The organism is Streptomyces sp. NBC_00386 (assembly GCF_036063235.1).
Classification (GTDB): Bacteria; Actinomycetota; Actinomycetes; order Streptomycetales; family Streptomycetaceae; genus Streptomyces.
This window is the reverse complement of record NZ_CP107950.1, coordinates 5,414,118-5,440,289: the sequence shown is the minus strand read 5'-3', so window position 1 is coordinate 5,440,289 and position 26,172 is coordinate 5,414,118. Positions and strand designations below refer to the sequence as shown.

General features: G+C 73.0%; 22 protein-coding genes. 13 read left to right on the top strand and 9 right to left on the bottom strand.

Translation table 11 applies throughout. The features are described from left to right. Positions 1-83 precede the first annotated feature (83 nt). Entirely contained in the window at positions 84-3,038 is a 2,955-nt protein-coding gene (locus tag OG780_RS23995; RefSeq protein ID WP_328451371.1) for an AfsR/SARP family transcriptional regulator, read from the top strand. Between the two features lie 229 nt (positions 3,039-3,267). Beyond that, entirely contained in the window at positions 3,268-3,447 is a 180-nt protein-coding gene (locus tag OG780_RS23990) for a hypothetical protein (protein ID WP_328451369.1), read from the top strand. A gap of 102 nt (positions 3,448-3,549) precedes the next feature. On the opposite strand, the gene OG780_RS23985 is transcribed toward OG780_RS23990, so the two are convergent. Beyond that, positions 3,550-5,166, bottom strand: coding sequence for a FadD3 family acyl-CoA ligase (locus OG780_RS23985; protein WP_328451367.1), 1,617 nt, complete (start codon positions 5,164-5,166; stop codon positions 3,550-3,552). 98 nt (positions 5,167-5,264) lie between these two features. Between OG780_RS23985 and OG780_RS23980 the strand changes: the two genes are divergently transcribed. From OG780_RS23980 to OG780_RS23970, 3 genes are all read left to right on the top strand, one after another. After that, a complete protein-coding gene (locus tag OG780_RS23980) occupies positions 5,265-6,413 on the top strand; it encodes a lipid-transfer protein (protein ID WP_328451365.1) in 1,149 nt (382 codons plus the stop codon). Positions 6,414-6,515: 102 nt separating this feature from the next. Further along, the gene (locus OG780_RS23975) at positions 6,516-6,941 is read left to right on the top strand and encodes a Zn-ribbon domain-containing OB-fold protein (protein WP_443062327.1); all 426 of its coding nucleotides are present in this window, start codon (positions 6,516-6,518) and stop codon (positions 6,939-6,941) included. After that, the gene (locus OG780_RS23970) at positions 6,938-7,729 is read left to right on the top strand and encodes an enoyl-CoA hydratase/isomerase family protein (RefSeq protein ID WP_328451363.1); all 792 of its coding nucleotides are present in this window, start codon (positions 6,938-6,940) and stop codon (positions 7,727-7,729) included. The genes OG780_RS23975 and OG780_RS23970 overlap by 4 nt, the downstream gene beginning before the upstream one ends. A gap of 221 nt (positions 7,730-7,950) precedes the next feature. Here the strand turns inward: OG780_RS23970 and OG780_RS23965 are convergent, their stop codons facing one another. Continuing rightward, complete coding sequence (locus tag OG780_RS23965) at positions 7,951-10,281, bottom strand: serine/threonine-protein kinase (RefSeq protein ID WP_328451361.1); 2,331 nt, start codon at positions 10,279-10,281, stop codon at positions 7,951-7,953. 393 nt (positions 10,282-10,674) lie between these two features. Continuing rightward, a complete protein-coding gene (locus tag OG780_RS23960; RefSeq protein WP_328451359.1) occupies positions 10,675-11,409 on the bottom strand; it encodes a VOC family protein in 735 nt (244 codons plus the stop codon). Positions 11,410-11,661: 252 nt separating this feature from the next. Here OG780_RS23960 and OG780_RS23955 point away from each other — a divergent pair, with 252 nt between their 5' ends. Beyond that, positions 11,662-12,309 carry a TetR family transcriptional regulator gene (locus OG780_RS23955; RefSeq protein ID WP_326787161.1) on the top strand — a complete coding sequence of 216 codons (648 nt, stop codon included), beginning with the start codon at positions 11,662-11,664 and terminating at the stop codon, positions 12,307-12,309. Positions 12,310-12,489: 180 nt separating this feature from the next. Here the strand turns inward: OG780_RS23955 and OG780_RS23950 are convergent, their stop codons facing one another. Further along, the gene (locus OG780_RS23950) at positions 12,490-13,044 is read right to left on the bottom strand and encodes a nitroreductase family deazaflavin-dependent oxidoreductase (RefSeq protein WP_328458333.1); all 555 of its coding nucleotides are present in this window, start codon (positions 13,042-13,044) and stop codon (positions 12,490-12,492) included. A gap of 86 nt (positions 13,045-13,130) precedes the next feature. Beyond that, on the bottom strand, positions 13,131-14,318 hold the full coding sequence (locus tag OG780_RS23945) for an acyl-CoA dehydrogenase family protein (RefSeq protein WP_328451356.1): 1,188 nt from the start codon (positions 14,316-14,318) through the stop codon (positions 13,131-13,133). A gap of 136 nt (positions 14,319-14,454) precedes the next feature. Between OG780_RS23945 and OG780_RS23940 the strand changes: the two genes are divergently transcribed. Beyond that, positions 14,455-15,648, top strand: coding sequence for a thiolase C-terminal domain-containing protein (locus OG780_RS23940; protein ID WP_328451354.1), 1,194 nt, complete (start codon positions 14,455-14,457; stop codon positions 15,646-15,648). Positions 15,649-15,717: 69 nt separating this feature from the next. After that, entirely contained in the window at positions 15,718-16,374 is a 657-nt protein-coding gene (locus OG780_RS23935) for a pyridoxine/pyridoxamine 5'-phosphate oxidase (protein ID WP_328451352.1), read from the top strand. A gap of 66 nt (positions 16,375-16,440) precedes the next feature. On the opposite strand, the gene OG780_RS23930 is transcribed toward OG780_RS23935, so the two are convergent. Continuing rightward, positions 16,441-17,313, bottom strand: coding sequence for a GNAT family N-acetyltransferase (locus OG780_RS23930; RefSeq protein WP_328451350.1), 873 nt, complete (start codon positions 17,311-17,313; stop codon positions 16,441-16,443). A gap of 212 nt (positions 17,314-17,525) precedes the next feature. On the opposite strand from OG780_RS23930, the gene OG780_RS23925 reads away from it, so the two are divergent. Further along, positions 17,526-18,152, top strand: coding sequence for a GNAT family N-acetyltransferase (locus tag OG780_RS23925; protein ID WP_328451348.1), 627 nt, complete (start codon positions 17,526-17,528; stop codon positions 18,150-18,152). Here the strand turns inward: OG780_RS23925 and OG780_RS23920 are convergent. Continuing rightward, positions 18,135-18,554, bottom strand: coding sequence for a Zn-ribbon domain-containing OB-fold protein (locus OG780_RS23920; RefSeq protein ID WP_328458331.1), 420 nt, complete (start codon positions 18,552-18,554; stop codon positions 18,135-18,137). The two genes, OG780_RS23925 and OG780_RS23920, sit on opposite strands and share 18 nt — an antisense overlap. A 98-nt stretch (positions 18,555-18,652) precedes the next feature. Then, positions 18,653-19,105: a DoxX family protein gene (locus OG780_RS23915; protein ID WP_328451346.1), complete on the bottom strand. Its 453-nt coding sequence runs from the start codon at positions 19,103-19,105 to the stop codon at positions 18,653-18,655. Between the two features lie 350 nt (positions 19,106-19,455). Here OG780_RS23915 and OG780_RS23910 point away from each other — a divergent pair, with 350 nt between their 5' ends. The 3 genes from OG780_RS23910 to OG780_RS23900 all read left to right on the top strand — a co-directional run bounded on the left by OG780_RS23910 (position 19,456) and on the right by OG780_RS23900 (position 24,329). Continuing rightward, the gene (locus OG780_RS23910) at positions 19,456-20,667 is read left to right on the top strand and encodes a flavin-containing monooxygenase (RefSeq protein WP_328451344.1); all 1,212 of its coding nucleotides are present in this window, start codon (positions 19,456-19,458) and stop codon (positions 20,665-20,667) included. 502 nt (positions 20,668-21,169) lie between these two features. After that, a complete protein-coding gene (locus tag OG780_RS23905; RefSeq protein WP_328451342.1) occupies positions 21,170-23,395 on the top strand; it encodes an acetate--CoA ligase family protein in 2,226 nt (741 codons plus the stop codon). 73 nt (positions 23,396-23,468) lie between these two features. Then, on the top strand, positions 23,469-24,329 hold the full coding sequence (locus OG780_RS23900; RefSeq protein ID WP_328451340.1) for an enoyl-CoA hydratase/isomerase family protein: 861 nt from the start codon (positions 23,469-23,471) through the stop codon (positions 24,327-24,329). Between the two features lie 66 nt (positions 24,330-24,395). On the opposite strand, the gene OG780_RS23895 is transcribed toward OG780_RS23900, so the two are convergent. After that, positions 24,396-25,364, bottom strand: coding sequence for a hypothetical protein (locus tag OG780_RS23895; protein ID WP_328451338.1), 969 nt, complete (start codon positions 25,362-25,364; stop codon positions 24,396-24,398). Positions 25,365-25,529: 165 nt separating this feature from the next. Between OG780_RS23895 and OG780_RS23890 the strand changes: the two genes are divergently transcribed. Then, positions 25,530-26,159, top strand: a complete 630-nt coding sequence (locus OG780_RS23890; RefSeq protein ID WP_328451336.1) for a flavin reductase family protein — start codon at positions 25,530-25,532, stop codon at positions 26,157-26,159. Positions 26,160-26,172 lie beyond the last annotated feature (13 nt).

Here is a 26,172-nt window from a genome sequence, read left to right as displayed (position 1 = left end):
TCGCTGTCTCGCACGGCTGACGCATCCGCCATGAACAAGGCAAACTGGCCTCGTTGTACCGACAGTTCGGCAGGGGGACAGCGATGGACGGTGTGCCGCGCGTACCGAAGCAGTGGCATCCGGGCTCCGAGGAGCCCGCGGCGTTGCGCTTCAGCGTGCTCGGCCCGGTGCGCGCCTGGCTCGGCGACGATCCGCTGCCGGCCGGGTCCCCGCAGCAACGCGCCCTGCTGGCCGCGCTGCTTCTCCGCGACGGCCGCACCGCCACGGCCTCCGAGCTCATCGACGCCCTGTGGGGCGACGAGCCCCCGTCCCAGGCGCTGGCCGCCCTGCGGACGTACGCCTCCCGGCTGCGCAAGACGCTCGGCGCCGCGGTGCTGGTGAGCGAGTCCGGTGGCTACGCCATCCGCTCCCTGCGCGAGGGCGCCCTCGACCACGTGAACGCCCAGGAACTCGCCGCCGACGCCGAGAAGGCGCGCGCGGCGGGCGATCTGTCCCGCGCCCGCGACCTGCTCCGGGACGCCCTCGCCCTGTGGGACGGCGAACCGCTCGCGAGCATCCCCGGCCCCTACGCGGAGACCCAGCGGGCCCGCCTGGAGGAGTGGCGCCTGCAACTCCTCGAATCCCGGCTCGACATGGACCTGGAACAGGGCTTCCACGCGGAGGCGGTCTCCGAACTCACCGCGCTCACCGCGGCGCACCCGCTGCGCGAACGCCTGCGGGAACTGCTGATGCTGGCGCTGTACCGCTCCGGCCGCCAGGCCGAGGCCCTCGCCGTGTACGCGGACACCCGGCGGCTGCTCGCCGACGAACTGGGGGTGGACCCGCGGCAGGGGCTGAAGGAACTCCAGCAGCGCATACTCCAGGCGGACCCGGGTCTCGCCGAGCCCTCCGCCCCGAAGGCGGAGCCCGTCGTCGCCCTCGTCCGCCCGGCCCAGCTCCCGGCGACCGTCACCGACTTCACCGGCCGCGCGTCCTTCGTACAGGAACTGAGCGACGTCCTCGCCGCGGCGTCCACCGAGGAGGGCCGCGTCATGGCCGTCTCGGCGCTCGCGGGCATCGGGGGCGTCGGCAAGACCACCCTCGCGGTGCACGTGGCCCACCAGGCGCGCGCCGCCTTCCCCGACGGACAGCTCTACGTCGACCTTCAGGGCGCCGGGTCGCGGGCGGCCGAACCGGAGACGGTCCTCGGCGCCTTCCTGCGGGCCCTCGGAACAGCGGACTCCGCGATCCCCGACTCGCTGGAGGAACGCTCGGCCCTCTACCGCTCCGTCCTCGACGGGCGCCGCGTCCTGGTCCTGCTGGACAACGCCCGCGACGCCGCCCAGGTGCGGCCGCTGCTGCCCGGCATGGAGGGCTGCGCCGCCCTGGTGACCTCGCGCATCCGGATGGTGGACCTGGCGGGCGCCCATCTCGTGGACCTCGACGTGATGTCCCCCGAGGAGGCGCTGCAGCTCTTCACGAAGATCGTGGGCGAGGAGCGGGTCGCCTCCGAGCGGGAGGCCGCCCTCGACGTGGTCGCGGCCTGCGGCTTCCTCCCGCTGGCCATCCGGATCGCCGCGTCCCGGCTCGCCGCCCGCCGCACCTGGACGGTGTCGGTGCTCGCGGCGAAGCTCGGCGACGAGCGCCGCCGGCTGGACGAACTCCAGGCCGGCGACCTGGCCGTCAAGGCCACCTTCGAACTCGGCTACGGCCAGCTCGAACCGGCGCAGGCGCGCGCCTTCCGCCTGCTGGGCCTCGCCGACGGCCCGGACATCTCCCTGGCCGCCGCCGCGGCGGTGCTCGACCTCCCGGCCGAGGCCACCGAGGACCTCCTGGAGTCCCTCGTCGACACCTCCCTGCTGGAGTCGGCGGCCCCCGGCCGCTACCGCTACCACGACCTCGTCCGCCTCTACGCGCGTGCGTGCGCCGAACGCGACGAACAGCCCCCGAGCGAACGGGCGGCGGCCCTGTCCAGGCTGCTGGACTTCTACCTGAGCACCGCGGCCGGGGTCTACGCGATCGAACGCCCCGGCGACCGCCTGGTGGACCATCTGGAACCGACGGCGTACGCCGGGCTGACGTTCGAGGACCGGCACCGGGCGCAGGACTGGCTGTACTCGGAGGCGATCTCCCTGCTGGCGTGCGTCCGGCAGTCCACCAAGGACGGATTCCTCCGGCGCTCGGTCGACGCCCTGTGGGCCTCCGTGGACCTGGCGGAGTCCGGCACGAACTCCAAGGCGTACGAGGGGGTCGCCTCCGCGCTGCGGGAAGCGGCCCAGGAGGCCGCCGACGCGCACGCCGAGGCTCGGTCCCTGGTCACCCTGGCCTACGTCCACTACTACACCGGCCGGTTCGACCCGGCCCGCGAGGCAGCCGCGCAGGCCCTCGAACTGGCCGCCGAGACGGACCACCTGACGAGCTGCTGGGCCTCCAACACCCTCGGGGTGATCGCTCTCCTGCAGAACCAGTACGAGGACGGCGAGGCGCATCTCACGCGGGCGATCGAGAGCTTCCGGGCCTGCCAGGACCGGGCCGGCGAGGCCAGCGCCCTGTGCAACCTCTCGCGCATCCACCTCGCCACCGGACGCACCGGCAGCGCCGTGTCGCTGGCCCAGCAGGGCACCGACATGTACGACGACATGGGCCACGCGCTGAAGGGCGCCAACGGCCGTTACGCGCTGGGCCTCGCCCTCACCCAGAGCGGCCGGCTGGCGGAGGCGACCGCCCGTCTCGGAGAGGCGCTCGCGGTGTTCCGCAACAGCCGCCAGCGGCTGTGGGAGGGCATGTCCTTGTTCCGCCTCGCGGAGGCCGATATCGCCGCCCAGCGCCCGGCCGCCGCGGCGACGAACGCCGAGACGGCCCTGACGGTGCTGCGCGGCATCGGCGGCGAGTGGCGCCGGGGCAATGTCCTCGTCGTGCTCGGGCAGGCGCTGAACGCGATCGGCCACTCCGGCCGGGCCCAGGTCTGCTGGCGCGAATCCCTGGACATCTTCCAGACGTTGGGGGCTCCGGAGGCCGCCACGGTCAGGGCGCTCCTCAATCCGCTGGCCATCGCCTAAGGGCTGTCCGGGAGTTCATAGGCGTTCGCATGCCGGGGCGTTCATCGTTCGTTTATCGCGGCCCGGCAGTCTCTGTGTTGTCGATCCGTCGCGTCGGGGGGCAGACGGGACGACCTGAGGCCGTAGCACTAAGGTAATCGGCCCCGAGTGCCCGTCCGGCGGCCCACGGGGGAGCTGCCGGACGGGCCGCTCCAAACAACGCACCAAGACTGTCAGGGGGACAGCCACCATGAGCGACACCAACAGCACCGACAACATCCACGCCACGGACGAGCCGACGGGCGGGGCTTCCACGGACAACATCCACGCCACGAGCGAGCCGCTCACCGGCAAGAGCCTGATCACCAAGGACGACGGCACCGGCGACGCCTCGACGGACAACATCCACGCGACGGACGAGCCGGTCTAAGTCCCACCTGGGGGGGCGGACTTACACCACACGGGGATCGACCGCGGCGGCGCGGAGGGGGAGCCGCCGCGGTCGCCGTGCGTCCGGGGGCGCGGCACCCGACTACCGCCCCCGCAGCTCCCCCTTCACCACCTTCCCGCTCGCGTTGCGGGGCAGTCCGGTGACGAAGGCGATCGTGCGGGGCACCTTGTAGTTGGCCATTTCGCGGCGGGACCAGGTGATCAGGTCGTCGGCCGTGAGGGTGGAGTGCGGGCGGCGGACGACGTAGGCCCTGCCCACCTCGCCGAGGCGGCTGTCCGGTACGCCGACGACCGCCACGTCGGCGACATCGGGGTGCAGGCCGAGCAGTTGCTCGATCTCCGCGGGGTAGGCGTTGAAGCCGCCGACGATGAACATGTCCTTGATCCGGTCGGTGATGCGGAGGTTGCCCTCGGGGTCGAGGACGCCCACGTCGCCCGTGCGCAGCCAGCCGTCCGGTGCCAGGACCTCCGCCGTGGCCGCCGCGTCCTCGAAGTAGCCGCTCATCACGTTGAAGCCGCGGACCAGGACCTCGCCGGGGGATCCGGGGGCCGCCGGGGCTCCCGAGGCGTCCACCACCCGCACCTCGGTGTCCGGGATCGCCCGGCCCGAGGTCGAGGCGATCACCTCCGGCCGGTCCCCCCTGCGGCACATGGTGACGATGCCGCTCGCCTCGGAGAGGCCGTACGCCGTCAGGACCGTGTCCACGCCGAGCTCCGTGCGCAGGCGCTCGACCAGCCGCAGCGGGACCACGGCGGCGCCGGTCACCACCAGCCGCAGCGCGGAGAGGTCGTAGGTGTCGCGGGCGGGGTGGTCGAGGAGGGACTGGTGGAGGGTGGGCGGCCCGGGGAGGACGGATATGCGTTCCGCGGCCACGTTCGCGAGCACCGTGTCCACGTCGAACACCGGCTGCGGCACCATCGTCGCCCCGCGCATCAGACAGGCGATGATCCCGGCCTTGTAGCCGAAGGTGTGGAAGAACGGGTTCACGATCAGATAGCGGTCGCCCTCGCGCAGACCGGCGAGGTCGCTCCAGATCGCGTAGCCGCGCAGGGTCTGCGCGTGCGTGATCAGGGCGCCCTTGGGCCGGCCCGTGGTGCCCGAGGTGAAGATGATGTCGGAGGGGGAGGCACCGGACACGGCAGCGCCCCGGCGGCGCACCTCGTCGCTCCCCACACCCTCCCCGTCCGCCAGGAAGTCCTTCCAGGTACGGAAGTCGGCGGGAGCGTCGTCCGCGAGGACCACCACCCGCTCCAGGTGCGGGAGTCCGGGGAGCGGACCGGCGGCGGGTCCGGGGCCCGCTTCCCCGGGCTCCCCCGCCGCCCGGCGCAGCGACGCCACGTAGGACGTGCCGAGGAACGTTCCCGTCACGAAGAGCAGCTTCGCCCGGCTCCTGGCCAGCACGTACGCCGCCTCGGCGCCCTTGAAGCGGGTGTTGAGGGGGACCAGGACCGCCCCGGCGGACACGGCGCCGAGGGCGGAGACGATCCAGTCGAGGGTGTTCGGGGCCCAGATGGCCACGCGGTCGCCCACGCGGACACCGCTCGCCATGCAGGCGGCCGCGGCGCGCTCCACCCGCGCGCCCAACTCCGCGTAGGAGACGCGTGTCCGGCCCTCGACGACCGCCTCGCGGTCCGCGAAACGGGCCGCCGCCGACCGTACAAGACCCGGGACGCCGCCCCACTTCAGGTCACCGCGCATCGTGCACCTCCCGCCGAAGCACCACTAGCTGACTGACCGTCAGATTAGCTGTAGCCTGACGGACTGTCAGCAGCCGGGACCGTGTGCGGAGGTCATCCATGCCAGGGCTCAAGGACGCCACAGCCGTCGTCGGAATCGGACAGACACCCTTCGCGAAACAACTCCCGGAGTCCGAGAAGACGTTGGCCTGCCGGGCGATCCTCGCCGCCCTCGACGACGCCGGCATCGCGCCCGCGGAGGTCGACGCGCTCGCCTCCTACACCATGGAGGAGACCGACGAGGTGGAGGTCGCCAAGGCCGTCGGGCTCGGCGACCTCACCTTCTTCAGCAAGGTCGGCTACGGGGGCGGCGGTTCCTGCGCCACCGTCGCGCACCTCGCCGCCGCCGTCACCACCGGCCAGGCGACGGTGGGCGTGGCCTGGCGCTCGCGCAAGCGGGGCAGCGGGCCGCGTCCCTGGAAGAACACGGCCGTCCAGCTCCCCACCCCGGCCCAGTGGACCCGGCCCTTCGGACTGCTGCGGCCCGCCGACGAGATCGGAATGCTCGCGCGCCGGTACATGCACGAGTACGGGGCGACCCGCGACCACCTCTTCAACGTGGCGCTGGCCTGCCGCAACCGGGCCAACCAGAACCCGGCCGCGATGATGTACGAACGCCCGCTGACCCGCGAGATGTACATGACCGCCCGCTGGATCAGCGAGCCGCTCTGCCTCTTCGACAACTGCCTGGAGACGGACGGCGCGCTCGCCTGCGTGATCGTGTCCGCCGAGCGGGCCCGCGACTGCAGGCAGCGGCCCGTGTACGTCCACTCGGCCGCCCAGGGCCTGCCCGCCCAGCACCACGGGATGGTCAACTACTGGAACGACGACCCGCTCACCGGGCCCGCCTGGACCGCCGCCCGGCACCTGTGGAAGCACGCCGACCTCACCCCCGAGGACGTGGACGTGGCGCAGATCTACGACGCGTTCACGCCCCTGATACCCCTCTCGCTGGAGGGATACGGCTTCTGCGGGCGCGGTGAGGGCGCGGCCTTCACGGAGGGCGGCGCCCTGGAGATCGGCGGACGGCTGCCGGTCAACACCGGGGGCGGCGGGCTCAGCGAGGCCTACGTGCACGGCTTCAACCTCATCAACGAGGGCGTGAAGCAGTTGCGGGGCACGAGTACGGCACAGGTGCCGGGAGCGGCGACCTGTCTGGTCACAGCGGGGGAAGGGGTCCCGACCTCCGCACTCCTGCTGAGGAGCTGAGGAGCCGGGATGGCTGAGATGGCTGAGATGGCCGACATGACCGGGACGGCCGGCACGGCCGAGGGTTCCGGGGCCGACGGGACGGACCGGATGAAGGAGCCTCTGCTGTCCCCCGTCCCCGACGACGACGGGGCACCCTTCTGGCAGTACGCCGCCCGGGGCGAACTCCGCGTCCAGGCCTGCGCCGGCTGCGGTGAACTCCGCTTCCCGCCGCGCCCCTGCTGCCCGCACTGCCACTCCTTCGCGGACGAGTGGCGCAGGATGAGCGGGCGGGGCCGGATCTGGTCGTACGTCGTCCCGCATCCGCCGCTCCTTCCCGCCTACGCGGCGCTGGCCCCGTACAACGCGATCGTGGTGGAGCTGGACGAGGCGCCGCGGATACGGCTGGCCGGGAACCTGGTGAGCGGGCCGGACGAGCCCATCGGCTCCGTTCCGGCCCGGCGGATCCGGATCGGGGCCCGGGTGCAGGCCGTGTTCACCGAGGTGAACGGCGTCACCGTGCCGCGCTGGGTCCTGGAGCGGGCGTGAGCGGGCGGGCCGGAGCCGGCGGGCTCGTGGTGAGCGCCGACAAGGACACCGGAGTCGCCGTCCTCACGCTCGACCGGCAGGACCGGCTCAACGCCATCGACCTTCCGACGGCCGCCGAACTGGTCGCCGCCTGGCGCGAGTTCCGGTTCGACGACACCGTACGGGCGGTCGTGGTCACCGGCGCGGGACGGCGGGCCTTCTGCACCGGGATCGACCGCGGCGCCGAGGTGCCGCAGCCCGGCTCCCCTTACATGGTGGACGATCCGCTGGCCGCGATCGGGCCGAAGGCCAACGGTCTGTGGAAGCCGGTGATCGCCGCCGTGAACGGGATCGCCTGCGGCGGTGCCTTCTACCTGCTGGGCGAGTCGGAGTTCGTCGTCGCCGACGAGGAGGCCACCTTCTTCGACCCGCACACGACGTACGGAATGGTCAGCGCGTACGAGTCCGTCTACCTCGCGCAGCGGATGCCGTTCGGGGAGGTGGCGCGGATGGCGCTGATGGGAACCGCCGAGCGGGTCTCGGCGCGGCGGGCGTACGAGGTGGGGCTGGTGTCCGAACTCGCCCCGCCGGGCGGGGCGTTGGCGGCGGCCGTCGGGTGCGCGGCGGTCATCGCGTCCTACCCGGCCGAAGCCGTCCAGGGGACCGTACGGGCGCTGTGGTCGGCGCAGGAGGCGACCCGCGCGGCGGCCCTGGCGCACGCTCCGCAGCTCGTCTCCCTCGGAAACCTGCCGGGTGAGCGGCAGGCGGAACTGTTCTCGGCCCGCCGGCCGGGGTTCCGGCTGCGCTGAGGGCTGCCCGGACGCCGGGCGGTCGAACCGCGCTCCCGTCCGGCCGGAGAAACCCTCGAACCGGGCCGGACCGGGCCTCGCTCCCTGTGGCGGGCCGGTCACTCCGGGCGTAGCCTCGGCACCCGGAACGGCTTCCGCAAGGCCGTCCGCGTGAACGACGGCCGCCGTCCGGAGACCCTTCCGTGCCCGGTACGGCGGCCGTCACAGAGCTTTTGCCCCGCTCACGTGGTGCGGGCGGTCCCGGTGCCCTTCTCCGCGTCCAGCGCGTACACACAGCGGTCCTTGCTGCACGCGTACACGACGCCGTCCTTGACCACGGGCGCCCCGGTGATCTCGCCGCCGGTGGCCAGCTTCCAGCGCAGGCGCCCGTCGTCGGCCTTCAGGGTGTACAGCAGGTGGTCCGTGGAGCCGAAGTGGATACGGCCCTCGGCCACCGCGGGGGCGCCCACCAGGTCGCCACCGGCCTGGAAGCGCCACTTCGGGGTGCCGGTGACGGCGTCCAGCGTGTACAGGCCCTTGCCGCTGCCCACATGGACGTGTCCGGCCGCCACCAGGACCGGCTCGGTGGAGGCGCGGGACTCGGTGGCGATGCGCCAGCGGTCGCGGCCGTCGGTCGCGTCCAGGGCGTACACCGTGCCGAGGTAGTCGGCGAGGTAGACACCGCCGCCCGTCACCGCCGGGCCCGGGGCGAAGGTGGGCGGGGACAGGAAGACTGCCGGGGCCTCGAAGTGCCAGCGGACGTGACCGCTCGCCGTGTCCACGGCGAGTACGCGGGTGCCGGCGGAGATGTAGACGTAGCCGTCCGGCGCGTGGGTCATACGGACCGGTACGCCGCCGCAGGAAGCCGCGTCGCCGATCGGGTACGACCAGCGCTCCTCGCCCGTACGGGCCTCCAGGGCGCGCAGCCGCGCGTCCTTCCAGACGTACACCGTGCCGTCGTGGATCGACGGACCGGCCTCCGGGGACTCGAAGTCCGTCTGGGCGCCGCTGATCTCCCAGAGCTTCTGGCCGTTCGCCGCCTCCCAGGCCTGGACGCCACCGCCGCGCGTGCCGGTGACGACCGTTCCGCGGTCGGCCTGGAGGGAGTAGACCCAGGCGTCCGTGGACAGGCGCCACAGGTCCGCGCCCTCCCTGGCTTCGAGCGCGTACAGCGTCGGACCGTCGGACGCGTGGATGCGGCCGTCCGCCACCGCCATGGACCACGCCACGTCACGGGTCTTGAAACGGCGGCGGCCGGTCGCCACGTCGAGGGCGTGGACCTCGAAGGAGGTGACGTACACGAGGTCGCCGGCGACCGAGGGGGTGCCCCAGACGTCGTTCGACATCCGGAAGCGCCAGGGGCGCCAGCCGGCCGGAGCGTCGGGCGCCGGAGGCGCGACCACGGGCACCGGCGCCGGTTCGGCGCCGTTCACACCGATGCGCGGCCGGGACCAGGACGCCGCGAGCCCGGCTTCCGGAGGCGGCGCCTTCACGGCCGCCGCGCGGGCGTCGAGCACCCGGGGACCGGGACCGATGGGCACCGGGGCCCCCGCGAGACGCACGGGCCCGGTGTCGGGTGCGCCCACGGGCACCGGGGCGTGCGACGGGGGCGGAGGCACCGTGGCGCGCCCCCCGCCGCTGCGTCCGCTTCCCCCGGCAGGCTGCTTGACCGGCGGACGGCCGCCGCGCCGGGTCTCGATCAGGCCCACCGCGCGCTCGGGCAGCCACGCCGACGCCGTGCCGCTGTCGTCGGAGCCCGAGCCGAAGAGGTGGGGTGCGAGCTGGGCCTGGAGGTCGGCGGGGTTGGGGCGGGCCGTGGCGTCCATCTGCATGCAGGACTCGATGAGCGGGCGCAGCTCGTCGGGGAGGCCTTCCAGGTCCGGGCCCTCGCGGAGCAGCATGAACACCGTCTCGACGGGGTTGGCGCCGTGGAAGGGGGCGTGTCCGGTGGCCGCGAAGACGAGCATCGAGCCGAGCGAGAAGACGTCGCTCGCGCCGGTGACGCTGCGCGAGTCCTTCGCCTGCTCGGGCGACATGTAGGCGGGGGTGCCGACCGCGACGTTGGTCATGGTCAGACGGGTGTTCGAGACGCCGGACGCGATGCCGAAGTCGATCACGCGCGGCCCGTCCTCGACCACGAGGACGTTCGAGGGCTTCAGGTCACGGTGGACGAGTCCGGCGCCGTGGATCGACTGGAGCGCCTCCGCGACACCCGCCGCCAGCCAGCGCACGGCCTGGGCCGGGAGCGGCCCGCACTCATTCACTATCTCTTCGAGCGAGGGCGCGGGCACGTAGGCGGTGGCCAGCCACGGCACGGCGGCACGGGCGTCGGCGTCGACCACGGCCGCCGTGTAGAAGCCCGACACGGCGCGGGCCGCCTCGACCTCGCGCGAGAAGCGGACCCGGAACAACTGGTCCTCTGCGAGCTCGGTCCTGACCGTCTTGATCGCCACGCGCCGGCCGGAGGCCGAGCGCGCGAGATAGACCAGCCCCATGCCGCCGGCACCCAGCCGTCCCAGCACCTCGAACGGCCCGATCCGGCGCGGATCGTGCTGCGTCAGCTGATCCACCACTTGCCTGCCACCTCCCCGTACGGGTCGCGTCATCCACGTATGAACGCGGCCCAGTGCAGCGTCTCACCACCGCACCGCCATGGCGGCACGCACCCCGATTCTTCCTGGCCGAGCCGCCGGTTGCGAACCCGGGGCAGGATCGGGGTGTCTCGTGACAAAACAACCGCCCCGGCAGGAGTACGGCCGCCAGGGCGCCACTGTTCAGGGCCGAAATGTGCCCCTCACCCCAGAAGTACCCCGCCCCGGCCCCCGGAAGTGCCGTCCCTCACGTCGAAATGCCTTACCCCTGACCGCAGAAGCGTTTCGGCCTGATCCGTCGAAGCGTCCCCCGATGTCTTTGAACGGTGAAGCACCCTCACCGCCGGTACGACATCACCGCTGGTCGGAGAACCCTCACCGTTCGAGCACGGCGAACGACGCACCCTGATTGTCCGTGACGACGGCCACCCGCCCGTACGACGTGTCGAAGGGTGTCACCTGGACACGGCCGCCGAGCCTGTTCACCGTCCCGAGTGTCTCCTCGCAGTCCTCGACTCCGAAGTGGACGAGGAAATGGGGCGGCATCTCGGCCGGAAAGACGCCCGTCACGGGAACGCGGCCGAAATCGGGGGTCGCGTCGGGCCCGAACAGCGCGTCGTGGAACAGGTTGCCGTAGAAACGGTCGACCGTCGCGGTGTCGCGCGCGTACAGCTCGGCCCAGCAGAACGTGCGGCGCTCGTGCCGCTTGGCGAAACCGGGGTGGGTGCCGGGCTGCCAGAGGCCGAGCACGGCGCCCTCCGCGTCGGTGACGAGGGCGGCCGTGCCCAGCTCGCCCGACGCGCCCACCGCCGTGGGCACGGAGATGATCCGGCCACCGGCCGCCACGATCCGCCGGGTGAGCGCCTCGACGTCCGGCGTCGCGAAGTACACCGTCCACACGGTGGGCATGCGCCCGTCCAGTTTGGGCGTGAGCGCGGCGACCGGCTCGCCGTCCAGCTCCGCCCAGCCCTCCGGACCGGACTCCTCGGGGAACGTCCAGCCGAAGAGCTCACCGTAGAAACGCTTGCCCGCCTCCACGTCGGGAAGCTGCGCGTCGACCCAGCAGGGCACACCCTCGGAGAACCCGGCGACAACGGCTGATTCGGCCATGCGGCCAAGTTAACGGCCCTTCCGGTATCCCGCAGAGCGTGCGCACCTGCTCCGGTGACGCCCCGTCCCTGCTCAGGGGCCCGCACGGGCTCGCGGGCCGTGCGTCGAGCGGGCCCGGAAAGCTCTCGCAGGCTCTGGCGAACTCCTCGCCGAACGTCCCCCGAACCCCCGTCGGACCCCCGCGACGTACGGCCGCACCCCATTTGCAGTCGGCCGAATCGCGCTCCGATCACCCCTCGGTAAGCTGACGGCATGACAGGACAAGTGCGTACCGTCGACGGCCGCGTGGCCGGACGACGTGGGCAGGCGACCCGGCAGAAGCTGCTCGACTGCCTCAGCGAGATGCTCAGCTCATCGCCCTACCGGGACGTCAAAGTCATTGACGTCGCCCGGAAGGCGGGCACTTCACCGGCGACCTTCTACCAGTACTTCCCGGACGTCGAAGGCGCCGTCCTGGAGATCGCCGAGGAAATGGCCGCCGAGGGCGCCGCGTTGACCCGGTTGCTCGAAGGCCGTTCCTGGGTCGGCAAGGCCGGCTGGCAGACCGCCCAGGAACTCGTCGACGGCTTCCTGGAGTTCTGGCGGAAGAACGACGCGATCCTGCGGGTCGTCGATCTCGGCGCCGCCGAGGGCGACAAGCGGTTCTACAAGATCCGCATGAAGATCCTGAACTCCGTGAACAACTCCCTTACGGATTCGGTCACCGAACTCCAGGCCAAGGGAAAGGTCGACAAGGACGTGAACCCGGCCGCGATGGCCGGTTCCCTCGTGGCCATGCTCGCGGCGGTCGCCTCGCACCAGAAGGGGTTCCAGTCCTGGGGGGTCAAGCAGGCCGAACTCAAGCCGAACCTGGCGCTGTTGGTGTATCTGGGTGTGACCGGGAAGAAGCCGACGAAGTAGATCCCCGCGTCTGAACGCTCCAGCTCCTGTCATGCGGGCGGCAGTTCGTTCCGGAGAACCATCCGGCGGACTGCCGCCCGCTGCGCTGCACGGGCACCGCCGAGGATCCGGCCGGACCGCCTGTACAGGCGCGCCGCCCGTTCAGCCCGGCCGCCCGGTCATCCGGAACGGAACGCCCGTTCAGCCCGACCCGGCCTCGCCGTTCCCGGCCTCGCCGTTCCCGGAGTCGGCCGGCACCGCCCGGCGCACGATCCTGAAGAGCCGGATCTCCCGGTCCACCCGCGCCTGATAGGTGGCGTACGGCGGCCAGAACGCCAGCACCGTCGTCCAGACCGCGTCCCTCTCCTCGCCCGTGAGGAGCCGGGCGGTCACGGGAATGTCCTCGCCCTTCCAGTTGATGACGGCGTCGGGGCGGGCGAGCAGGTTCGCGGTCCAGGCGGGATGACCCGTACGGCCGAAGTTGGACCCGATGAGGATCCAGCCGGACCCCGTCGCACCGGCCCCCTCACCCGAGGTGCCCGTCTCCGGCATGCAGGCCAGCGGGGTACGGCGCTCCAGACCGCTCCTGGCGCCGCGCGCCGTCAGGACGACCCCGGGCAGCATCTGGGCGCTGAGCAGCACCTTCCCGCGGGTGAGCCGGTGCACGGCGCGGTCGAGGGCCGGGATGAGGTGCGGGGCCACCCTGGCGAACGTCCGGGTGGAGGAGACCCGCTGCACCAGCCGCACACCGGGCATCCTTCTCGCCCCGGTCCCCGCCCGGGCCCTCCCGCCGTCGCCGTCGCCCGTACCGCTCCCCGTACGCGAACGCCCGGACGCCGCCATCAGACCGTCACCTCTCCGCCGTCGAAGAGCCGCGCCGCGTCGGCCGCGTGCGCGCGCAGCCGGTGGACGGGGCCGAAGAGCAGTTCGTCGCCGGACGCGCGCTTGAAGTAGAGGTGGACGTCGTGCTCCCAGGTGAAGCCGATGCCTCCGTGCAGCTGGATGCCCTCGGAGGCGGCGGTGCGCAGCGCCTCCAGCGCCTGGGCCAGCGCGAGGGCGCCCACCCGTTCGCCGCCCGTCCCCGTGGCCCAGGCCGCGTAGTACGCCGCCGAGCGGGCCGACTGCACGCCCACGTACACGTCCGCGAGCCGGTGCTTGACGGCCTGGAAGGAGCCGATCGCCCGCCCGAACTGCTCACGCCGGCCCACGTGTTCGACGGTGCGTTCCAGTACGCGGTCGGCGGCGCCCACGGCCTCCACGGCGAGGACGGCGGCGGCGGCGTCCCCGGCCGCGGCCAGGGCCGCGGGCACGTCGGCCTGGTCGTCACCCAGCAACTCCGCCTCCACGTCACGCAGTTCGAGCCTGGCCTGCGGCCGGGTCGGATCCAGGGAGGTCTGCCGTGCGCGTACCAGCCCGCCGGCGTCGCCCCTCACCAGGAACAGCAGCGTCCGCGACCGCGCGAACCCGCCGGTGTGCGCGGCCACCACCAGCAGCCCGGCGCTGTGCCCGTCGAGCACCTGCGCCGCCTGCCCGTAGAGCCGCCACACGCCGTCCGCCCGGCGCGCCTGGACGCCCCCGGCGCGGCCGCCGCCGGCCCAGTCGCCGCGGTTGTCGCCGGTCAGCGCGAGGGCGGTGGCCAGGCCCGTGCCGGGGACCGCGAGGGCGGCGGTCAGCGCGCCCGAGGCCAGCGCCGGCAGCAGTGCGGCGCGCTGCGCCCCGGTGCCGAGGGCCAGGATCAGCGGGGCGGCGAGAACGGCGGTGGAGAGCAGCGGCGAGGGGGCGAGAGCGCGGCCAGACTCCTCGCAGGCCAGGGCGAGTTCGGTCATCGAGCAGCCGACACCGCCGTACGCCTCGGGGAGGGCGAGTCCGGGCAGCCCGAGCCGGCGCGCGAGGGTCTCCCAGAGTGCCGGGTCGTAGCCGGCGGGGGTCGGCTCGGCGGCCCGCAGCTCCCGCGGGCCGCACCGCTTCACCAGCAACTCCCGCAGCGTACGACGGATCTCCTCCTGCTCCGCGGTGAGACGGGTGTCCATGGGCGGGCTCCTCCCTCGTCGGGGGGCTGATCCGGGAAGCTGATCTGACGGGCCGTCATGTTAGGGCGGGGGGTCCCAGATGCACAGGGGTGCGACGGCTCCCGGAGGGACAGTTATCTGATGTACCGTCAGATTTATGACGCATGCCACCCCGGGTCACAGCCGTCGAAAGGCCGCCGTCGTCGGCGTATCCCTGTCCGACTGCGGCCGCGTGGACGAGGCGACCCCGTACGCGCTGCACGCCCAGGCCGCGCGCCGCGCGCTGGCCGACTCCGGCCTGGACCGCTCGGTGATCGACGGCTTCGCGTCGGCGGGCCTCGGCACCCTCGCACCCGTCGAAGTGGCCGAATACCTGGGGCTGCGGCCCACCTGGGTCGACTCGACCTCCGTCGGCGGCTCCACCTGGGAGGTCATGGCGGCCCACGCGGCCGACGCCATCGCGGCGGGCCACGCGAACGCCGTCCTGCTCGTCTACGGCTCCACCGCCCGCGCCGACATCAGGGCGGGCCGCCGCACCGGCAACCTGTCCTTCGGCGCCCGGGGCCCCCTGCAGTTCGAGGCCCCGTACGGCCACACCCTCGTCGCCAAGTACGCGATGGCCGCGCGCCGCCACATGCACACGTACGGCACCACGCTCGAACAGCTCGCCTCGGTGGCCGTCCAGGCCCGCGCGAACGCGGCCCGCAACCCGGAGGCGATGTTCCGCGACCCGGTCACCGTCGACGACGTCCTGTCGGGGCCGATGATCGCGGACCCCTTCACCAAGCTGCACTGCTGCGTCCGCTCCGACGGCGGCGCGGCGGTCCTGCTGGTGGCCGAGGAGTACGTGCGCGACTGCCGTACGGCCCCGGTGTGGGTGCTCGGAACCGGCGAACACGTCTCCCACACCACCATGTCCGAGTGGGCGGACTTCACCGTCTCCCCGGCGGCGGTGAGCGGCCGGCTCGCCTTCGAACGCGCCGGAGTCCGCCCGGCCGAGATCGACTTCGCCGAGATCTACGACGCCTTCACCTACATGACCCTGGTGACCCTGGAGGACCTCGGCTTCTGCGCCAAGGGCGAGGGCGGAGCCTTCGTGGACGCGGCGAAGGGGCGGCTGCTGGTGGGCGGGGAACTGCCGGTGAACACGGACGGGGGCGGACTGTCGGCCCAGCACCCGGGCATGCGCGGCCTGTTCCTGCTCGTGGAGGCCGTACGGCAGTTGCGCGGCGATCTCCCGGAGGAACGGCAGGTACGGCGCCCCGACGGCACGCTGCCCGAGCTGGCGGTGGCGTCCGGGACGGGAGGCTGGTTCTGCTCGTCGGGGACCGTGGTGCTGGGGCGGGGGTGAGGGGTACGGGGTACGGGGTACGGGGTGGTGCCATGGGGCATCGGACCGCACCGGGTGATACTCGGAGCCATGGAACCGGATCTTCATGAGCTGCTGAGATCGCTGCGGGTGTGGGACACCGAGCTGCCCGGCTTCGCCCCGGAGGGTGCTCCGGCGGACCCGCTGACCCTGTTCACCCGGTGGTTCGCGGAAGCGGTGGCGGCCGGGCAGGCCGAGCCGCACACGATGACGCTCGCGACGGCCGACGAGGACGGTCTGCCCGACGTCCGGACGGTGATGCTGCACGGCGCGGACGACGACGGCTGGGCGTTCGCCTCGCACGTGACGAGCCGCAAGGGACGCCAGCTGGCCGCGCGGCCGTACGCCGCCCTCGGCTTCTACTGGCCCGCGCAGGGGCGTCAGATCCGCCTCCGCGGCCCGGTCGCCGCCGCGTCCCCCGAGGAGAGCCAGGCGGACCTGCACGCCCGCTCCACGGGTGCGCTGGCCGCCGCTCTGGTGGGCCGGCAGAGCGAAGTCCTGCCCTCACGGGACGAGTTGGACCGGGCCTCGGACGCGGCCTGGGCGCGGGCCGAGAGCGCCCCGCACTCCCCCGCCCCCACCTGGACGCTCTACCGCCTCCGCCCGGACGAGGTCGAGTTCTTCCAGGGTGACGCCCGCAGGCGCCACGCCCGGTTCGTCTACCGCCGCACGGAGACCGGCTGGGACACCGGGCTGCTGTGGCCGTGACACCGCCGGTGACCACGGACACGGCCCCTGATCCCGCCGGGCACACCCCGCCCCGGCCCGCCCGGCCTACGCCTCGTACGTGAAGTCGTACGTCGCGAAGTCGGAGACGGGGCGGTAACCGATGCGCTGGTACAGGCCGTTGCTGGTCGGATTGGCGAGGTCGGTGAAGAGCAGCACCTCCTGGACACCGGCGGCGACCGCGGCGCGGCTCACCTCGGCGGTGACGGCACCCGCGTATCCCCTGCCGCGCAGGTGCACCGGGGTGTAGACGGGGGCGACCCGCAGCTGTCCGGCGACCGGCGGTGTCGCGCCCGCCATGGCGACGGGCGTGCCGTCGGGGTCCTCCCAGAGGGTGATGCCGCCGTAGGAGATCCGGTCGTCGGCCCAGGTGCCACCGTCGCGGAGCGCACCTTCACCGATGGCTTCGGCGAACTCCGTGTACCAGCGGGCGAGGAGGTCCCGGTCACTCTCGTCGGCGACCCTGGGACGGCCGGGCGGCGCGGGCTCGGGCGCCGTCAGGCCGTCGAGCCGGTACAGCCGCTCGCTCCGGAGCAGCGCCGCTCTCGCTCCGGTCCGCCGCCCCCAGGCCCGGGTGAACGCCTCGACAGTGTCCGTGTCGGCGGAGACCCCGGGCACCTCGACCTCCGCCTCCGCCAGCAGCGCGGCGAGCGTGTCCGCGCCCCGCTCGTCCAGCGGGGTGAGGTTCAGCCGGTACGGCGGCGTACGGAAGAAGGCCGCGCGGACCGCCCCGCCCCGCTCCAGAGCTCCGAAGACCGGCGCGCTCTTCCCGTACTGGCGCATCCCCCGCCTGCGCAGCGCGTCCGTCACGGTCAGCGCGACGGTGTGCTGCGCGGGCCGCGACCGGAGAAAGTCTCCGGCGCCGGCGAGAAACGTGTCGAGGTCACGGGTGAGCCGCCAGTCGTACGTCACGGAGGTCATGCCCGATGATCCCGTGCGGCCACGGCGCCGTGCCTCCGAATTTCGGCGCCGCCGAAGGCATCCCGCCGTCTCCCGGTCCCGTCCCGATCCAGCCGTCTCCCGGTCCCACCGCCGTCCGCGCCCTGTCCGTGTTCCCGGTCGGCTGCCCCTTTTCGGTGAGCACGGACCGTTCAGGCAGTGACCCGTGAGCCCGGAGGGGCTTGAATGGCTGGATGGCCGACGCCCATGTGCAGTTCTCCGTCCAGCCCGCCCCGGAACTGACGGGCCTCGGGCTGCTGCTCCGACCCTGGGACCCGGAGTCCGACGCCGACGTGTCGGCGTATCTGCACGGACTGACGGATCCCGAGTTCCAGCGCTGGAACACCCCGCTCAGGTTCGTCCGGGACATCGACACCGCCCGTGAGGCGCTGCGGACGCGCGTCGCGGCGGCGACGAGCGGCACCGGGATCTCCTTCTGCGTCACCGATGCCGGGACCGGCGAGACGCTGGGCCATATCGGCCTCAACGAGATCGACCACGTCATGAGCTGCGCCCGCGTCGGCTACTGGGTCCTCCCGGAGTGCCGCGGCCGCCAGGTCGCCACCCGCGCCCTCACCCTCACGGCCCGCTACGCCTTCACCGACCTCGCGCTGCACCGCCTCGACCTGGGCCATGCCGTGGGCCACGAGGTGTCCTGCCGGATCGCCGAACGCTGCGGATTCCGGCACGAGGGGACGCTGCGCGGAGCGATGTTCGAGGCCGGCCGCCATGACGCGTTCCGCGACGTCCACGTCCACGGACGGCTGGCGACGGATCCCGAGCCGGCGCCCGACCGGAATCCTTCACCCCCCGGCACGTGACGCGGGCCGGAACACGGGGATCCCCGACCGGAAGGCCACCTCCAGTTCCATCCCGATCCGCAGCGCCGCTTCCTCGCACTCGACCACCTCGGTCATCATCCGGGGGCCCTCGGCCAGGTCGACGACGGCGGCGGCGTACGGCACGCGCCCGCCGAACGGCGGCAGATCGTTGCGGTGGACGACGGACCAGGTGTAGAGCGTGGCGCGTCCGCCGGCGGGGCACCAGTTCACGTCCTCGCTCCAGCAGTGCGGGCAGAACTCGCGGGGGTAGTGGTGAACGCGGTCGCAGGCCGCGCAGTGCCGGATCAGCAGCCGCCCCTCGGCCGCCGCGTCCCAGTACGGCCGGGTGAAGGCGTCGGCCTCGGGGACGTCGAACCCGCCACCGGAACCCGCCGCGCCCACCGGACCCTGCGCACCCACCGAGGCCCTCGCACCCACCGAGGCCGTCGCACCCCCGGAAGGCACCGGGCCCTCGCTCGCCGCGCCCCGGGCGGTCGCGCTCACCGGAAGAGTCCCAGGGCGTCGTCCAGGGACCACGTCTGCCAGGACATCCCGAACAGACCGACGGCCGAGACCAGCGCCATCATCGCGTTCTGCCCCTGTTCCGCCCAGTCGTGGATCATGAGAGTGAAGTAGAGGACGTTGAGGAGCAGGCCCGCGACCAGCGCGACGGGAGTCAGCAGTCCGGCCACCAGGCCGAGACCGAGTGCCAGCTCCGCGTACACGACCACGTACGCCATCGTCCGGGGGCGCGGTGCGACGATCGTGTCGAAACCGGACCGCACGGCGTTCCACCGGTGCTTGGACGCGACGTCCGCCGCCCACGCGATACCGGTCCCGCGCTCGAACCAGCCCTTCTTGTCCTTGTGCCGCCAGCTCTCGAGCCACCACAGCCCGAGCCCGATACGGAGCAGGGCCAGCCATTCCGCCCCGCCGAGCCAGATCGTGTCCATGGCCGAACCTCCCGCAGAACCAACGTATCTGACGGAACGTCAGTTTCGACTCTCCGGGACGCCCGCACAAGAGGCCGGCACCCACCGGCGGGGACCGCGCGACCGGCCCGCGATCACCCGCCACCGCCCCACCCCTCCCAGGGGGCGCGCGGAGCCGATTCCGCGCTCCCGCGCAAGGCGTACGCCCTGGCGCCCACCTGCGACGACAGCACGCTTTCTCCGCATCCCCACCCCATCGAAGTGACCTACGCCACCATGCCCACCCACCTCTCCCACAGTCGTGACCACTTCGCAACCGATTCCCCTCTTGACCGAGACCTATCAAGCAAAGGCGTGATTACGCTCGCGCTATGGCCGACTCGACTGCTTCCACGACCTCCCGCACGGTGCCCTCCCACGAGGACCGCCCCGTGTACGTGATCGGAGGCGGTCCCGGGGGACTCGCGGCGGCGTACGCCCTGCGCGCCCGGGGCGTACGAGCCGTCGTACTGGAGAAGTCGGACCAGGTCGGCGCGTCCTGGCGGGGCCACTACGACCGGCTGCACCTGCACACCACCCGGCGGCTGTCCGCGCTGCCGGGGCTGTCGATGCCGCGCTCGTTCGGCCGCTGGGTGGCGCGCGACAACGTGGTGCGCTACCTGGAGAAGTACGCCGAGCACCACGGCCTGGAGATCGTCACGGGTGTCGAGGTCTCCCGCGTCGAGCCCGCTCCGGGCGGCGACGGCTGGCTGCTGCACGCCACCGGCGGACGTGAACTGACCGGCAGCGCGGTGGTCGTCGCGACCGGCTACAACCACACCCCGCGCGTCCCCGACTGGCCCGGCCGCGACACCTACACCGGCGAGCTCCTGCACGCCGGCGAGTACCGCAACCCCGCCCCCTATGCGGGCCGCGACGTCCTCGTCGTCGGCATCGGCAACACCGGAGCCGAGATCGCCGTGGACCTGGTCGAGGGCGGCGCCTCGCGCGTCCGGCTGTCCGTTCGCACCACGCCGCACATCGTGCGCCGTTCGACGGCGGGCTGGGCGGCGCAGTTCACGGGCATCGCCGTACGACGACTGCCGGTACGCCTCGTGGACGCGCTGGCCGGGCCGATGGCGAAGCTGAGCGTGCCCGACCTGGCGGCCCAGGGCCTGCCCCGCCCCGACACCGGGCTCTACTCCCGCGTCAACGAGGGCTCCATCCCCGTCCAGGACGTCGGCCTCATCGACGCCGTCCGCAAGGGGAAGGTCGAGATCGTGGCCGCGGTGGAGGGGTTCGAGGACGACAAGGCCGTCCTCGCCGACGGAAACCGGATCGACCCGGACGTGGTGATCGCCGCGACCGGATACACCCGAGCCCTGGAAGGCATGGTCGGACACCTCGACGTGCTCGACGGCCGCGGGCACCCGGTCGCACAGGGCGGCCACACCCCGAAGAACGCGCCCGGCCTGTACTTCACCGGCTTCACCAACCCCATCAGCGGCATGTTCCGCGAACTCGCCCTCGACGCGGAGAAGATCGCGAAGGCGGCAGCCCGCCACACCTCCACCACAGGGCCCGCCCCCCAGCCCACCCGCTGAGGCATCGACGTTTTTTTCGCCCCCTCCGCCCCTACCCGTCCCGCACCTGGGGCTCCCGCCCCAGACCCCGCCCCTCAAGCGCCGGAGGGGCTGAAATTTCCCCGGCCGGGGCTGAAATGTGGACCGGCCACCACGACGCACCCGCAGCCGGGCGCGCGTCAAAGGGATCGGCTCGGCCACCACGACGCATCCGCAGTCGGCCACGCGCGGGAGGGGCCGTGCCGGTACATCGATGCCCGTCGCCACCGACGGCCACACCTCACCCAACGGCGACGGGCTGATGCACCGGCACGGCCCCGACCCACAACGCACCGCACCGCACCCGCACCCGCACCCGCGAACGCCGGCGCAGCGAACCGGCCGGGACCGCGGTAGTCCAGACCCCCCGCCGGGTACCTAACAGAAGCCCACCCCTGCACAACGGTTCCTGACACGGCGTCAGTTAAGTAATCTGACAGTGCGTCAGTTAACCATTGGCTGTCACACAGGAGCGGGCGGACCGATGCTTGGATCAACCCACGGCACCCTCACCACCGACTCCCGCCGGGCCAGGGTCATCGCCTGCGGCGAGCAGCCCTCGCCGGTCGTGCACGGACGGCCGGCCGAGGTCGACGACCTGGACGTCAGCGGTCGCCCGCTGTACGCCGCCGTCCCCGACCTGGACCGCTTCTTCCGTCCCGGGTCCATGGCCGTCATCGGCGCCTCGGACGCCGAGGGACGGCCGAACACCGGGATCACCCGGCAGCTGATCGGCTGGGCCGAGCGGGTCGGCGCCCGGCTCCACCCGGTGCATCCCACCCGCCGGTCCGTCTTCGGCCTGCCGTGCCTCCCGTCCGTCGCGGACCTGCCCGAGCAGGTGGATCTGGCGGTGCTCCTCCTCGGCGACCCCCTTCCGGTGATCGGTGAACTGGCCGAGGCCAAGGTGAGGTTCGCGGTCGCCTTCGCCTCCGGATTCGCCGAGACCGGGGCCGAGGGCGCCGCCGCGCAGACCCGGCTCGCGGCCGCCGTGCGCGGCTCCGGCCTGCGGCTGCTCGGGCCCAACACCAACCTCAACGCGTTCGAGAACTTCCGCGACGACCTCGACGGCCCCGCGATCGCGCTCATCACCCAGTCCGGCCACCAGGGCCGCCCGGTGTTCGCGATGCAGCAGCTGGGCGTCCGCATCTCGCACTGGGCGCCCACCGGCAACGAGGCCGACCTGGAGACCGCGGACTTCATCTCCTACTTCTCCGAGCGGCCCGAGGTCGGCGCCATCGCCTGCTACGTCGAGGGGCTCAAGGACGGCCGTTCCTTCCTGCTCGCCGCCGACCGCGCGGCCCGGCGCAAGGTGCCCGTCGTCGCGGTGAAGGTCGGCCGCACCGAGACCGGCGCCCGGACCGCCGCCTCGCACACCGGCAAGCTGACCGGCGCCGACACCGTGGTGGACGCGGCGATGCGGCAGTTCGGCGTGATCCGCGTCGACGGACTCGACGAACTCCAGGACACCGCGGCCCTGTTGGCGCGAGCCCGCCCGCCGCAGGCCGACGGGGTCGTCGTCTATTCGATCTCGGGCGGCACGGGCGCGCACTTCGCGGACCTGGCGACCGAGGCGGGTCTCGACCTGCCGGTCCTCTCGGAGGCCAAGCAGGCCGAGCTGCACACCTGGATACCGGAGTACCTGAACGTCGCCAACCCGGTCGACAACGGGGGCCACCCGGTCGGCGACTGGCGCGGCCGGAAGATCATCGACGCGATCCTCGCCGACCCCGCCGTCGGCGTGCTGGTCTGCCCGATCACCGGGCCCTTCCCGCCGATGAGCGACAAACTGGCGCAGGATCTGGTGGACGCGGCGGAACAGACGGACAAGCTGGTGTGCGTGGTGTGGGGGTCGCCGGTCGGCACCGAGGCGGCCTACCGCGAGACCCTGCTCGGTTCCTCCCGGGTCGCGACCTTCCGTACGTTCGCCAACTGCATCACCGCCGTCCGCGCCCACCTCGACCACGCGCGGTTCACCGCCGCCTACCGCTCCCCCTTCGACGAGGCCCCGCGCACCCCGTCGCCCTCCTTCCGCAAGGCGCAGGCCCTGATGCGTCCGGGTCAGCAGCTCAGCGAGCACGGCGCCAAGCAGCTTCTGCGGGCGTACGGGATCCGCGTGCCGCGCGAGCAGTTGGTGACCAGCGCGGCGGCGGCCGTGCGGGCGGCGAGCCAGGTCGGCTACCCGGTGGTCATGAAGGCCTCCGGCGCGCAGATCGCCCACAAGACCGAACTCGGCCTGGTCAAGATCGGGCTGACCTCCGCCAGCCAGGTCCGCGACGCCTATCGCGAGCTGACCGACATCGCCCGCTACGAGGGAATCTCGCTCGACGGGGTCCTCGTCTGCCAGATGGTCGAGCGGGGCGTCGAGATGGTCGTCGGTGTCACGCACGACCAGCTCTTCGGGCCGACCGTGACCGTCGGGCTCGGCGGGGTCCTCGTCGAGGTGCTGCGGGACACCGCCGTGCGCGTGCCGCCCTTCGGTGACGACCAGGCGCGGGCCATGCTGTCCGAGCTGCGGGGACGGGCCCTGCTCGACGGGGTGCGCGGGGGCCCGCCGGTGGACGTGGACGCGCTGGTCGAGGTCGTGATCCGGGTCCAGCGCATGGCGCTGGAACTCGGTGACGAGATCTCGGAGCTGGACATCAATCCGCTGATGGTGCTGCCCCGGGGACAGGGCGCCGTGGCCCTGGACGCGCTGGTGATGTGCCGCTGAGCCGAGGCCGACCCCGACGCGGGCCCGCCCTCGTACGAGACGGGCCCATCCCCGTACGAAACGGAGCACCTTCATGACCGACTCCCCCCGTGTGTCCCGTGAAACTCCTGAATCCCCTGAATCTCCCGTACCAGCCGAAAAGTCCCTCGACTCATTGATACGGCACGCCACTGACAACGCGGTCTCGTGGATCACCCTCGACCGGCCCGAGACGATGAACGCGCTCACCTGGGACCAGCGCGAGCGCGTGATCGATCTGCTCGCGGCGGCGTCCGCCGACCCCGGCGTGCGGGCCGTGGTGATCACCGCCACCGGTCGCGGGTTCTGCGCCGGAGCGGACCTGCGGGGCGGTCCGCCCGCCGGGGAACGGGTGCCGGGTGATGTCGCCCGTACCATCCGGCTGGGCGCGCAGCGCCTGATCGCCGCCGTCCTCGACTGCGAGAAGCCGGTGATCGCGGCGGTCAACGGCACGGCGGCCGGGATCGGCGCGCACCTCGCCTTCGCGTGCGACCTCGTCCTCGCGGCCGAACCGGCGCGGTTCATCGAGGTGTTCGTGCGTCGCGGTCTCGTACCGGACGGCGGCGGGGCCTATCTGCTGCCCCGCCTCGTCGGCCCGCAGCGGGCGAAGGAGCTGATGTTCTTCGGCGACGCGCTGAGCGCTTCGGACGCCGAACGGATCGGGCTCGTCAACAGGGTCGTACCGGCCGAGGAGTTGGAGAAGACGGCCCGCGTGTGGTCCGAGCGGCTCGCCGCCGGGCCCACCCGTGCCCTCGCCCTCACCAAGCAGCTCGTCAACGCCTCCCTCGACTCCGACCGCGCCGGCGCCTTCGCCGCGGAGGCGGCGGCGCAGGAGATCAACATGACGACGGCGGACGCCGGCGAGGGTGTGAAGAGCTTCGTGGAACGCCGGGCCCCCCGCTTCGAGGGCCGCTGACAAACCGCACCCGGCGCACCGGCGCGGCCCCGACCCCCCACCGGCCGAACCCGGACGCGGGCCCCTTCACCCCCGCCGCAATATGCGCAGATCCCCCGCGTCGGGGTCGCCGAAGAGGACGAAGAGTTCCGGGTGGGCCTCGGTGCCGCCGATGGTCCAGTACGTGTCGTGGCCGCAGTCGCCGACGCGCACGACCACGCCGTCCCGCCGGTCGGAGACGGACCCGTCGGCGTACGGGTCGTAGCGGCCGGCGGTGTCGAGGAACCAGGTGCCGGCGCCGTCGCAGCGCGTGAACTCCTTGGTGGTCACGTCCCCGAACTCGGGCTGGGCGGGCACGGCCGAGAGCTCGGCCCGCCCGCCCGCGCGCAGCCGCAGCTCGGCCCCGTGATCGCCGCGCCAGACGCCGGTGAGCCGGTCGGCGCCGAGCTTCGGGGGCTCGTACTCCTGGATGAGTCCCGTGGCCAGCCCCACGGTGCCCGCCGCCACGACCAGCACGCACGCCCCGAGGGTCACGAGCGCCGAGCGGAGCCAGACGCGGTCGGCGCCCGGCGGGCGTCCGGTGACGCGTTCGCGCCGCCGCACGAAAGCGACACCCAGCGTCGGCGGGACACCGGACACGGCGATCAGCAGGGCCGTGGTGCCGGTGGGCGCGAGGCCGCCGAGCGTGACCGCGAGAGCGGCCCAGAGCGTGCCGAGCGCCAGCACGAAGGCCAGGTGCCAGGCGCCCTCGGGACCGGGTGCGCGCCGGGTCGCCAACCGGGCGAGCGTGGCCGCCGGCATCGTATACATCGCCGTGTGCAGCAGTCCGAGGACGGCGAGCAGCGGCGGCCCGAAGACCAGCATGCACAGGAACCCGGCGCCGGCGAGTCCACCGCCCAGTCCCACGCCGTGGTCGTCGTCGTCGAACGTACCGACCCACTGGACGGTGAGGACGACCGCGAACTGCGCCGCGCAGATCGCCGCGGCGAGGTTCACCTCGCCGTCCGCCCACGCCAACCGGGAGCGCGCGCGCTTCCCTGAGTCTCCCCACCCCATGAGGCGAAAGATACGCGGGCGAAACACACGGCTCCCCTAGGGGTTCCCGCGGGCCGCTCCGGCGGACCTCGCGGGGCCTTCGCCCCTGACCTGTCGCGCTCCCGCCCTCCGGGCCTCGCCCACCCCTTCCTATCTGACATGCCGTCAGCTTCAATGGAAGGCGTGATGGGACACGCAGGGATGGCCGCCGCCGCCGTCCGCTACCTCAGGTCGGCCGGGGCCCCCACCGTCGCGGGGCCCGTCGAGGCGTTGCCGCGCCCGGATCTGCGCGCGGTCGGCGAGGACGAGCGGGCGCCGGTCGATCCGGTCCGATTCCGGTCCGTGCTGGGCCACTTCGCGACCGGCGTGACCGTCGTGACGGCACCGGCCGCGGGCCCCGACGACCCGGCGGGCCCGGCCGGGTTCGCCTGCCAGTCGTTCGCCTCGCTCTCCCTGGACCCTCCGCTGATCTGCTTCATGGTCGGCCGTACGTCCACGACCTGGCCGCGCATCGCCCGTGCCGGCGTGTTCTGCGTCAACGTACTCGGCGCGCACCAGGGCGACTTGTGCCGCGGCTTCGCGGTGAGCGGCGCGGACAAGTTCGCCGGGGTGGTCCACGACGCCGCTCCGGTGTCCGGCTCCCCCCGCCTCGCGGGCGCCGCGGCCTGGATCGACTGCACGATCCACGCGGTGCACACGGGCGGGGACCATCTGATCGTGGTGGGCCGTGTGGACGCCCTCGGCGCGAGCGGCGACGGCGTCGAGGGCGCGGAGGTGCCGCCGCTGCTCTTCCACAAGGGCCGGTTCCTCGCCTGACGCAGGGACGGAC